The organism is Hydrogenophaga electricum, from assembly GCF_030160815.1.
GTDB classification, from domain to species: domain Bacteria; phylum Pseudomonadota; class Gammaproteobacteria; order Burkholderiales; family Burkholderiaceae_C; genus Hydrogenophaga; species Hydrogenophaga electricum.
In genome coordinates, this window is record NZ_BSPB01000082.1 from 1 (window position 1) to 10,771 (window position 10,771).

Here is a 10,771-nt window from a genome sequence, read left to right on the forward strand (position 1 = left end):
CAGGTGTGGCCGCTGTCGGGGTCGTGCCAGTCGGCCTGTGTGGTGCCGGGCAACTGGGCCGGGCCGTCGCCCAGGCTGTCCAGCGGTGTCCGGGCCCGCAGCGGCCGGGCCGGTGCGCAGCCCGCCATGCCGAACCCGCCGGCCATGGCGGCGGCCGACGCGATCCAGGTGCGGCGCCGGGTCACAGGCTGGTCCAGTACACCCCCTCCAGCGGAATGGGGAGGAAGTGCTGGTACAGGTTCTGCAGCGTGGCGCGCGGGTCCAGGTCCTGGAAGCGTTCGGGGTAGAACCACTGCGCCATCACCTGCACCGCCACCACGTTCAGCGGCGAGTTGTAGAAGTGGTGCCAGATCGCGTGCGCGCGGCCGGGCCGCGTGGCCTGCAACTGGTCGATGAAGCGGCGCTGCGTGGCGCGCTGGAGCGAGGCTTTGGCTTCGGCGGGGGTGGCGTCGGCGCCGAGCACCACGCGCAGCGGCATCTGCCTGGCGGTGGCCAGGCTGCCGATGCCGGTGCCGATGTAGTGCTGCGGCTGCTGCGCCAGCAGCAGCTCGGGGTTGAGGGTGCCGTGCTCGCCAGGGATCAGGCCCTTGGCCACGTTGGCGCCGCCGGCCGCGTCGAGCAGCACGCCCACGAGGCCGACCATGGTGGCGCAGCACTCGTCCGCAAGGCCGACGCGGTTTTCCAGAAACACGCTGGGCTTGCGCGCGGGTGCCCCCGGGCCGGCCAGGCGTTCCGTCACGCGCGCGAGCTGCTGGCGCCACTCGGTGTTGAAGGCGGTGGCGCGGTCGCTTTTGCCCAGCACCTTGCCCAGCAGAGCGATGCTGGTGGGCGTGTTCTTCAGCGGGTCCTGCCGGAAGTCCACGAACAGCACGGCGGTGCCGGCCGCTTCCAGCCGCGAGACGATTTCGCGGTCGCCCTTGCTCGGGCCGTGCCCGCCGGCCAGGCCGAAGATCGCCACCTGAGGCCGCAGCGCGATGGCCTGCTCGTCGCTGAAGGTGCTGCTGCCTGCGCGGCCGATGCGGGCCACCCGATCAAGCTGGGGAAACTGGCGGTGCCACTGCGCGTAGCCGGCCGGGTCCAGCGTTTCGTAGTCGCCCATCATGGCCACCAGGCGCCGCGACGGGTCACCGCCTTCCAGCAGGCCCAGCACCGGCAGCAGCCGTCCTTCACCCAGCAGCACCCGGTCCACCTGGGTGGGCACCGACACCGAACGCCCGGCGAGGTCGACCACGGTCTGCCGGTCGGCAGCCTGTGCCCAACCACTGAGCAGCACCAGGGCGAAGGCCGCCAGACGCCGCGCAGCCCGCACCAGACCGGGTGTTTGTGGTGTTGGCGACACGCGGTCGGCCGGCCAGTGTGACGAGGCGCCCAATGCGTTCATAATTGAGAATGCTTCCTATTATCGAGATTGCCGAGCATCGCACAAAAAGCGGGCCGCCGTGTTTGCTGTGGCAAGAAAGATGTTTGGAAATCGCGCCATGCGCCCGGCCGGGCGCAGCCTGTCTGTCTGCCCGTTGATCACACCGCCATGTCCGTCTCCTCCCCGCTGAACGTGTCCATGTCTGCCGTTGAACAGGCGCCACCGGCACTGCAGTTGCAGAACCACCTCAGGCACATGCACGTGCTGCGGCCGGGCCTGCACGTGCACGCCGACGACATGGTGGACACGCAGGACTTCACCGCGGTGGGCGAGATCGAGCAGGGCCTGCGCATCGTCATGCTGCTCGAAGGCTCGGTGGACGTGAGCTACGGGCATCGGCGCGTGGTGCTCAACAGCGCAGCGGGCGAACGCAGCCGGCCGGGCCGGTGCGGCCCGGTGCCGCGGGGGCTGTTGGTCTCCATCGCCGAAAGCGACCGCTTCGAGCGGCGTGCGCGGCAGGGCTGCCGGGCGCGCCGGTTGAGCATCGGCATGGGCGAACCCTGGCTGACGCAGGTCATGGCCGGTGCCGCGCTGCCACCGGTGGACGATTTCGTGCACGCGCACCTGGCCATGCAGGCCTGGCAGCCGTCCGCGCGCGCGGTCGCCATGGCCGAACAGCTCGTGCACACGCCGGCGCTCAGTGGTCCGTTCCTGAACCTGTACATGGAAAGCCGGGTGCTGGAGCTGGTGAGCGAAGCGCTGGCCTGCCTCGGATCGCCAGCGGCGTCCGCCCCGGCCCCCGCGCCGGCGTCCGCCGGCACCCGGCTGCTGCCGCACGAATACCGGCGCATCCGGGCGCTGCACGCATTCCTGCAGACCGACCAGGCGTTCGATCTGTCGCTGGACGAGCTGGCGCACCAGGCCGGCACCAACGCCAATACCTTGCAGAAGCACTTCCGCGCGGTGTATGGCACCACCGTGTTCGATCACCTGCGTGAGTGCCGCCTGCAGCGCGCGCGCCAGGCGCTGGAGCGCGACGGCCTGAGCGTGTCGCAGGCGGCGCTGCTGGCCGGCTACAGCAGCGCCGCCAATTTTGCGACCGCTTTCCGCAAGCGTTTTGGCCTCGCCCCCAAGCTGGCGCGCGGCCGGTTCTGAAGCGGCGCTCGGGTCGGTGCGGCGCAAACATCTTTGTGGGCGGCGCAAACGTCCGGCGTGGGCGCGCATGCCATCATCGGTTTGGCAATGATTGCGAATCAATCGCATCGAATGGGCTGGTGACCAGATCCCCGGAGGGAGGGGTCGCCGGGCCCTTTTCCGATCTCCCAACCAGGAACCCCTGTCCATGAAAACGTCGTCTGGCCGCCGGATGCGGCCCAATCCTTTTGTCCTGGCGTTGCTGGCGGGCAGCACCGCCGCGATGGCACAGACCCCGGCCAGCAGCGCCGAAGACACCGTGCTGGCGCCGGTGGTCGTGCGCAGCAAGTACGAACGCGAAGACCTGCCCGCCCGGGCGCCGGGCAACAAGGCCGCTTCGGGTGCGCGCCTGGGCATCCTGGGGGCCACGGCCATCATGGAGGCGCCCGTGCACGTCAACGCCTACACGCGCGAGCTGGCCGAGGACTGGTCCGCGCTGACGCTGCAGGATGTGCTGGAGAACGACTCCGCCGTCGTCTTCACCACCAACAAGAACCACCTGCTGCAGAACTTCAACCTGCGCGGCCTGGACATGGGCGCGATGGACATCGCCACCAACGGTCTGTACGGCATCGCCCCGGCCAATTCGGTGCCGGTGGAGATGTTCGAACGCATCGAGGTGCTGCGGGGGCCGAACGTGCTGCTTTCGGGCATGCCGCCGCTGTCCAGCGTGGCGGGCACCGTCAACATGGTGACCAAGCGCGCGCTGGCGCAGCCCGTGACCGACCTGACGCTGACCTACGGCTCCGAGTCGTACCTTCAGGGCCATGTCGACGTGGGCCGCCGTTTCGGCGATCAGCAGCGGCTGGGCCTGCGCTTCAACGGGGTGTACGGCTCCGGCGACATGGGCGCCAAGGGCGAAGAGCAGAGCCGCCGGGTCGGTGCGTTGGCGCTCGACTACCTGGGCGACAGCGCCCGCTTCTCGCTCGATCTCTACAGCAGCGTCAACAAGATCGACAACGGCAGCCCGGGCATGTTCAACTTCCTGGGCAATGCGTCGATCCCTGGCGTGGGCCGGCTGCTGTCGCCGCCTTCGGGTGACACCAACATGTTCCGCGGCACCCACGGCGAGTACGACAACAGCGGCGTGCTGGCGCGCGCCGAGGTCGACTTCTCCCGGGACTGGCAGGGTTATTTCGCGGTCGGGGGCTCCGAGGCCGAAGGCCAGGGCCTGCTGTTCGGCACGCGCGCCTACGTCACCGGTGAGGACGGCACCACACGCGGGGCGATCTACAACGTGCACACGAAATCCGAGCGCCGCACGGCCGAAGCCGGGGTGATCGGCACGTTCGACACCGGCGGCGTCAAGCACCGCCTGCAGCTCTCGGCCAACGTCCTCAAGCACAAGGAAGGCACGGTCAACACGGCCTGCAACTACTGCTACACCACCAACCTGTACGACCCGGTGGTGCCGGTCTTCCCGGCAGCGCCGACCTGGAAGGGTTACACCACCCAGAACGAGTACCGCTCGCTCGCGGTGGCCGACACCCTGGGTTTTGCCGATGACACCGTGCTGCTCACGGTGGGCGGCCGCCACCAGACGGTGGAGATGCCGCTGTCCGGTTACAGCGAAGCGCGCTTCTCGCCCATGGTGGCCGCCGTCGTGCGGCCCTGGGGCGAACAGGTCTCGCTGTTCGGCAACTACACCGAAGGGCTGGAGCCGGGTCAGGTCGTGGGCGTGGGTTATGCCAACGCGGGCGAGGCCCTGCCACCCAAGCAGACCCAACAGGTCGAGTTCGGCACCAAGCTGCAAAGCGGCGCGCTGACGCACACCCTCAGCGCCTTCCAGATCCAGCGCCCGTCCTTCATCAGCAACAGCGCCAACCAGCTCGTCGACGACGGTGAGCAGCGCCTGCGCGGCGTGGAATGGAGCCTGTATGGCCAGCTGACGAAAGACCTGTCGCTGCTGGGCGGGATCTCCCACATCCGTTCCGAGCAGCGCAACACCGGCAAGAACACCTTCGGCACGCCCGAATGGCGTGTGCGCCTGGGGCTGGACTGGCAGACGCCCGTGCAGGGCCTGAAGGTGGGCGGCCGCGTGATCCACACCGGCACGCAGTGGGCCGACTCGGGCAACAAGCTGCGCATGCCCTCGTGGAACCGGCTCGACCTGAACGCCAGCTACGCGACCCAGATCGGCGCCACGCCCGTGCGGTTCAACGCCAGCGTGGAAAACGTGGCCGACAAGAAGTACTGGATCGGCACCTTCGGCGACGGCTTCGTCATGGCCGGTGCACCGCGCACCTTCAAGCTGTCGGCCACGGTGTCGTTCTGATCGGCGGCGGTGCGGCCCCCGAGGCATCGGGCACGCGCATTGCGGGCCCATGGCTGGCTGCCCTTTGCGCGTTTCTGGCCGCGAAAGCCCCGTCAGGGCCCGCCCAGCGGCCGAGCCAGCCGCTCACGTTCAAGCCTCCTGGGTGATCACCACCTGCGGCTGCAGGCGCTGCGCGTCTTCGGCCTTGCTCAGGCCGGTGCCGGCGGTGAGCAGCGCGGCCGAGCCGGCGGCGATGCCCCAGGTGAAGGCTTCCTGCAGCGGCAGGCCGCGCTGCAGGCCCCAGACCAGGCCGCCGACGAAGCTGTCGCCCGCCCCCACAGCGCTGGCCACGGGAATGTCCAGCGCCGGCGTGCTCCACACACCTTCGCGCGTGGCCAGCACCGCGCCCAGATGGCCCAGCGTCAGCGCCACCACCTCGGCCCGGCCCTGGCGCACCAGGTCCTGCGCGGCGGTCTGCCACTGCGCGGCGTTGTCCAGCGGGCGGTCGACCAGCGCGCTCAGTTCACGCAGGTTGGGCTTGAACAGCCAGACACCTTCGGCCAGTGCGGCCGCCAGCGCCGGGCCCGAGGTGTCGAGCACGAAGCGGCCGCCGCGCTGGCGCGTCAGCGCCGCCAGCCGGGCGTAGAAATCGGTGGGCGCGCCGGGCGGCAGGCTGCCGCTGGCCACGAGGATGTCGGGGAAAGGCTGCAGCGCTTCCAGGTATTGCAGGCAGTGCTGCCATTCGGCCTCGCTCAGGTGCGGGCCCGGCATCACGAAGCGGAATTCGGCGCCCGTGCTGTGTTCGTGCACGGTGAAGCTCACGCGGGTCTCCTGCGCGATGGGCAGGAAGGCGGTGTCCAGGCCTTCGGCATCCATGCGGTGCCGGAGCCAGTCGCCCGATGGCCCGCCCGCCGGGCAGACCGAGAGGCAGTGGCCGCCCAACTGCGTGAGCACGCGCGCCACGTTGACACCGCCGCCACCCGCATCGTGCAGCGTGTCGCCGCAGCGCAGCTTGTGGGTGGGGACGACCTGGTCGGTTTCCGTGGCGAGATCCACCGACGGATTCATGGTCAGGCAGAGGACGGACAAGGGAAGGGCAATGGCGGTGCTCATGGCGGGATTGTCGGCCAACAGCGGGCCTGGCCCCCGGCCTGCGGCGCCCGTGGAACCGGCTTGGCCGGGTCGTTGGTGCGTGGCCTCTGGAAGCGCCTCCGCGGCGCAGGGGGTCACCGCATCAGGGCTTCGATCTCGTCGCCGTCCACCGGCACGTCGCGCGTGATGAGTTCGCAGCCGGTGGCGGTGACCACCGCGTCGTCCTCGATGCGGATGCCGATGTTCCAGAACGCCTCGGGCACATCAGGCGCAGCCTGCACGTACAGGCCGGGCTCGATGGTGGTGACCATGCCCGGGCGCAGGATGCGGCTGGGCCGGTCCTTGATGGTTTCGCCGCTGAGCGGGTCCTGGCGCTCGCTGCCTTGGCCGAGTTCCGTCGGTTCCACGTAGCTGCCGCAGTCGTGCACGTCCAGCCCCAGCCAGTGGCCGGTGCGGTGCATGTAGAAGCGGAAGTAGGCGCGCTGCGCGATCACGTCCTCGGCACTGCCGAGCCGGGTGCGGTCGAGCAGGCCCAGGTCGAGCAGGCCCTGCGCCAGCACCTTGACGGTGGCCTCGTGCGGGTCGTTGAAGCGGTTGCCGGGTTTCGTGGCGGCCACGGCCGCCTCCTGGCTGGCCAGCACCAGGTCGTACAGCGCGCGCTGCGGGCCGGTGAAGCGGCCGCCCGCCGGGAAGGTGCGCGTGATGTCGCTGGCGTAGCCGTCGAGTTCGCAACCAGCGTCGATCAGCACCAGCTCGCCGTCGCGCACCGGCGCGGCGTCGGCACGGTAGTGCAGCACGCAGGCGTTGGCGCCGGCCGCGACGATGGAGCCGTAGGCCGGAAACTGCGAGCCGTGCTGGCGGAATTCGTGCAGCAGTTCGGCGTCGAGGTGGTACTCGCGCACGTCTTCACCGGCGCGGATCATGCGCGCGCTGCGCTGCATGGCGCGGATGTGGGCGCGGGCGCTGATCTGGGCGGCGCGTTTCATCACGCCGATTTCGTGCGCGTCCTTGACCAGGCGCATCTCGTCGAGCACGCCGCACAGGTCGCGCTGGTTTTCGGGGCACAGCGCACCGAAGCGCACGCGGGCCCGCACGCCCGAGAGCCAGCCGCCGACGCGGCTTTCCAGCCCGCTGTGGATGGCGAACGGGAACCACACGGTGCTGCGGTTTTCCAGCAGGCGCGGCATGCGCGCATCCAGTTCGTCGATGGCGAAGGCGGCGTCCACACCCAGCGCGTCGGGCGCGGCCTGCGGGCCGAGGCGGATGCCGTCCCAGATCTCGCGCGCCGGGTCCTTGGGCTGGCAGAACAGCGTGGTGTGGCCTTCGGCGGTGATCACCAGCCAGGCGTTGGGCTCGGTGAAGCCGGTGAGGTAGTAGAAGTAGCTGTCGAAGCGGAACGGAAAGTCGCTGTCGCGGTTGCGCGGGCGTTCCGGTGCGGTGGGCACGAGGGCGATGCCGCCGGGGCCCAACTGGGCGGCCACGCGGGCGCGGCGTTCGGCGTAGAGAGCGTGGGAGGTCTGGGCGTCCATGGAGGCATTGTGCGGCTTTTGCGCGGCTTGCGCAGTGCCCTGGCCTTGCGCGACCACGGCGCCCGGTCAGCCGGCGTTCAGCGCTGCCAGCCGCTCGGGCGTGCCCACATCGGTCCAGTCGCCGGTGAAAAGCTCGGCGCTCACGCGGCCGGCGTCCATCGCGCGGCGCAGCAGCGGTGCCAGCGGCGCGGCCACGCCTTCCGGGTTGCCGGGGGGGATGTCGCACCACGGTGCTTCGAACAGCGCGTGCCGGTACAGGCCGATGGTGCTGTAGGTGTAGCGGGGGGCGGCGCTGGCGGCGTCTTTCGGCAGGTTCAGTGCGCGGCCGTCGGGCGCGAGGCCGAAGTCGCCCAGCGGGTTGTGCGCCGGGTTGGGCACCAGCCACAGGTGGGCCAGGGCGTCGCTGGCGGCGAAGCGGGCGAGGGCGTCGGCGTTGAACACGAAGTCGGGCGCGTACACGTCGCCGGCGAGCACCCAGAACACCTCGCCCAGCAGGGGCAGTGCGCGCACGATGCCGCCGGCGGTTTCCAATGCGCGGCCGAAGTCGTCGCCCTCGTGCGAGAAGCGCAGCGAACCGCCAGGGTGCCGGGTTGGCCAGTCGGCGAAGTGCTCGGCGATCTGCGGGCCCAGCCAGGCGGTGTTGACCACCAGGCACCGGAAGCCACCGCGCCACAGCGCTTCCATGGGCCACTGCATCAGCGGTTGCCCGCGCACCGTCAGCAGGGGCTTGGGGGTGTGGTCGGTCAGTGGCCGCATGCGTTTGCCCCGGCCGGCAGCCAGCACGATGGCGGCGCCTGGCGGGGGGGCGGGGTGGGGCTCGGCGGGCAGCGAAACGCTCATGGCAGACGGGCCGGGTGGCCTGCGGTCAGGATGGGAAAGGGCGATTATTCAGCAGCGGGCGCGCGGCCCGGCGGCCGTGCCGACCGGGGTGTCGAAGCCCGCGCCGGTGGATGGCGGCGGGCGGGCCGATAAAATCACGGGTTTGGCGCCATCGCCGGCCCGGCGGGTGCTTTCTTTTGTCCTCCCCTCCGCTGCCATGTCCGACGCCACCGTTTCCCCCACCACGGCCCCCGCCGTCACACCCCTGGTTCAAGCCAACGCGATCCGCGCGCTGGCCATGGACGCGGTGCAGGCCGCCAATTCCGGCCACCCCGGCGCGCCCATGGGCATGGCCGACATGGCCGTCGCGCTGTGGGGCCGCCACCTGCGCCACAACCCCACCAACCCCGCCTGGGCCAACCGCGACCGTTTCGTGCTGTCCAACGGCCACGGCTCCATGCTGATCTACGCGCTGCTGCACCTGACGGGTTACAAGCTGCCGATCGGCGAACTCAAGAACTTCCGCCAGCTCGGCAGCAAGACCGCCGGCCACCCTGAAGTCGGTCACACCCCCGGCGTCGAGACGACCACCGGCCCGTTGGGCCAGGGCATCACCAACGCGGTGGGCATGGCGCTGGCCGAGAAGCTGCTGGCGTCCGAGTTCAACCGCACCGTTGGCGATGTTCACCACGCCATCGTCGACCACCACACCTATGTCTTCATGGGCGACGGCTGCCTGATGGAAGGCATCAGCCACGAGGCCGTGGCCCTGGCCGGCGCCTGGAAGCTCAACAAGCTGATCGCGCTGTACGACGACAACGGCATCTCCATCGACGGCCAGGTCGCGCCCTGGTTCATCGACGACACGCCCAAGCGCTTTGAAGCCTGCGGCTGGAATGTGATCCGCGCCGTCGACGGCCACGACGCCGACGCCGTGGACGCCGCCATCGCCGCCGCCAAGAACAGCGCCGACAAGCCCACGCTGATCTGCTGCAAGACCCACATCGGCCAGGGCAGCCCGAACCGCGCCAACACCGCCAAGGCCCACGGCGAGCCACTGGGCGCCGAAGAAATCAAGCTCACCCGCGAAGCGCTGGGCTGGAGCCACGAGCCGTTCAAGATCCCCAAGGACGTGTACGCCGCCTGGGACGCCAAGGACGCCGGCAAGGCTGCTGAAGCCGCGTGGAACACCCAGTTCGCTGCCTACAATGCCGCCTTCCCCGAGCTGGCCAAGGAATTCGTGCGCCGCATGAAAGGCGAGCTGCCCAAGGCCTTCCACCAGGTCGCCGTCAACGCCGCCGTCGAAGCCCACACCAAAGCCGAGACCGTGGCCAGCCGCAAGGCCAGCCAGATCGCGCTGGAGCACTTCACCGCAGCCCTGCCCGAACTGCTGGGCGGCTCGGCCGATCTGACCGGCTCCAACCTGACCAACACCAAGTCCACGCCCAACCTGCGCTTTGACCTGGCCGGCAACGTCGTGAAGAACGACGCCGGCGTGGGCGGCCGCCACATCAACTACGGCGTGCGCGAATTCGGCATGGCCGCGATCATGAACGGCGTCGCCCTGCACGGTGGTTTCATACCCTACGGTGGCACCTTCCTGACCTTCAGCGACTACAGCCGCAACGCCATCCGCATGGCCGCGCTGATGAAGCAGCGCGTGATCCACGTGTTCACGCACGACTCCATCGGTCTGGGCGAAGACGGCCCGACGCACCAGTCGATCGAGCACGTCGCCAGCCTGCGCCTGATCCCGGGCCTGGACGTCTGGCGCCCGGCCGACACGGCCGAAACCGCCGTGGCCTGGGCCGTGGCCCTGCAGACCGCCCACCGCCCCAGCGCCCTGTGCCTGTCGCGCCAGAACCTGCCCTACGCGCCCAAGACCGATCTGGCCGACATCAGCAAGGGCGCCTACGTGCTGTCCGAGCCGGCCGACGTCGGCCTGAAGAAGAAGGCCCAGGCGGTCATCATCGCCACCGGCTCCGAAGTGCAACTGGCTCTCAAGGCCCAGGAAGCCCTGGCCAAGGAACACAAGATCGCCGTGCGCGTGGTCTCGGTGCCCAGCACCAGCGTGTTCGATCGCCAGAGCGCCGAGTACAAGGCAGCCGTGCTGCCCAAGGGCCTGCCGCGGGTCGCCGTTGAGATGGGTTCGACCGATGGCTGGTGGAAGTACGGTGTGTCGGCCGTGGTCGGCATTGACACCTACGGCGAATCGGCCCCCGCGCCGGTGCTGTTCAAGCATTTCGGCTTCACCCCTGAGAACGTGGCCGACACGGTGCGGACCGTGCTGGCGAAGTAATCAGGTTTCGGTTTTTTTCATCCATCCACAGGAGCAGAAGACATGGCTATCAAAGTCGGTATCAACGGATTCGGCCGTATCGGCCGCAACGTGCTGCGCAGCGCGATCCAGAACTTCCCGGACATCGAGATCGTTGCCATCAACGACCTGCTCGAGCCCGACTACCTGGCCTACATGCTGCAGTACGACAGCGTGCACGGCCGCTTCAAGGGCAGCGTCAGTGT

8 protein-coding genes and 1 pseudogene are annotated in these 10,771 nt (G+C 69.6%); 4 read left to right on the top strand and 5 right to left on the bottom strand.

What is annotated here, in order from left to right:
- Positions 1–185, bottom strand: a pseudogene (locus QQK43_RS21790) (hypothetical protein); the annotation flags it as partial.
- Positions 182–1,381, bottom strand: coding sequence for a TroA family protein (locus tag QQK43_RS21795; RefSeq protein ID WP_284309455.1), 1,200 nt, complete (start codon positions 1,379–1,381; stop codon positions 182–184). The gene QQK43_RS21795 and the pseudogene QQK43_RS21790, both read right to left, overlap by 4 nt.
- A 147-nt stretch (positions 1,382–1,528) precedes the next feature.
- Between QQK43_RS21795 and QQK43_RS21800 the strand changes: the two genes are divergently transcribed.
- Both QQK43_RS21800 and QQK43_RS21805 read left to right on the top strand, forming a co-directional pair.
- On the top strand, positions 1,529–2,515 hold the full coding sequence (locus QQK43_RS21800; RefSeq protein WP_284309456.1) for a helix-turn-helix transcriptional regulator: 987 nt from the start codon (positions 1,529–1,531) through the stop codon (positions 2,513–2,515).
- A gap of 187 nt (positions 2,516–2,702) precedes the next feature.
- On the top strand, positions 2,703–4,829 hold the full coding sequence (locus QQK43_RS21805; protein ID WP_284309457.1) for a TonB-dependent receptor: 2,127 nt from the start codon (positions 2,703–2,705) through the stop codon (positions 4,827–4,829).
- 129 nt (positions 4,830–4,958) lie between these two features.
- Here QQK43_RS21805 and QQK43_RS21810 read toward each other — a convergent pair whose 3' ends face one another.
- The 3 genes from QQK43_RS21810 to QQK43_RS21820 all read right to left on the bottom strand — a co-directional run bounded on the left by QQK43_RS21810 (position 4,959) and on the right by QQK43_RS21820 (position 8,269).
- Complete coding sequence (locus tag QQK43_RS21810; RefSeq protein WP_284309458.1) at positions 4,959–5,921, bottom strand: 1-phosphofructokinase family hexose kinase; 963 nt, start codon at positions 5,919–5,921, stop codon at positions 4,959–4,961.
- Between the two features lie 113 nt (positions 5,922–6,034).
- Positions 6,035–7,429: an aminopeptidase P N-terminal domain-containing protein gene (locus QQK43_RS21815; RefSeq protein WP_284309459.1), complete on the bottom strand. Its 1,395-nt coding sequence runs from the start codon at positions 7,427–7,429 to the stop codon at positions 6,035–6,037.
- A gap of 66 nt (positions 7,430–7,495) precedes the next feature.
- Positions 7,496–8,269 (bottom strand): nucleotidyltransferase family protein, encoded by a 774-nt coding sequence (locus QQK43_RS21820; protein ID WP_284309460.1) that lies wholly within the window; start codon positions 8,267–8,269, stop codon positions 7,496–7,498.
- Between the two features lie 196 nt (positions 8,270–8,465).
- Here QQK43_RS21820 and tkt point away from each other — a divergent pair, with 196 nt between their 5' ends.
- Both tkt and QQK43_RS21830 read left to right on the top strand, forming a co-directional pair.
- Complete coding sequence (gene tkt / locus QQK43_RS21825; protein ID WP_284309461.1) at positions 8,466–10,547, top strand: transketolase; 2,082 nt, start codon at positions 8,466–8,468, stop codon at positions 10,545–10,547.
- Between the two features lie 42 nt (positions 10,548–10,589).
- Positions 10,590–10,771, top strand: a 182-nt coding sequence (locus QQK43_RS21830) for a glyceraldehyde 3-phosphate dehydrogenase NAD-binding domain-containing protein (protein ID WP_284309462.1), incomplete at its 3' end; no start/stop codon positions are given.

What these genes read in the sequence shown, in the direction of transcription:
- QQK43_RS21795 (WP_284309455.1), bottom strand. Translation starts at nt 1,381, where the DNA reads ATGAACGCATTGGGCGCCTCGTCACACTGGCCGGCCGACCGCGTGTCG.
- QQK43_RS21800 (WP_284309456.1), top strand. Translation starts at nt 1,529, where the DNA reads ATGTCCGTCTCCTCCCCGCTGAACGTGTCCATGTCTGCCGTTGAACAG.
- QQK43_RS21805 (WP_284309457.1), top strand. Translation starts at nt 2,703, where the DNA reads ATGAAAACGTCGTCTGGCCGCCGGATGCGGCCCAATCCTTTTGTCCTG.
- QQK43_RS21810 (WP_284309458.1), bottom strand. Translation starts at nt 5,921, where the DNA reads ATGAGCACCGCCATTGCCCTTCCCTTGTCCGTCCTCTGCCTGACCATG.
- QQK43_RS21815 (WP_284309459.1), bottom strand. Translation starts at nt 7,429, where the DNA reads ATGGACGCCCAGACCTCCCACGCTCTCTACGCCGAACGCCGCGCCCGC.
- QQK43_RS21820 (WP_284309460.1), bottom strand. Translation starts at nt 8,269, where the DNA reads ATGAGCGTTTCGCTGCCCGCCGAGCCCCACCCCGCCCCCCCGCCAGGC.
- tkt (WP_284309461.1), top strand. Translation starts at nt 8,466, where the DNA reads ATGTCCGACGCCACCGTTTCCCCCACCACGGCCCCCGCCGTCACACCC.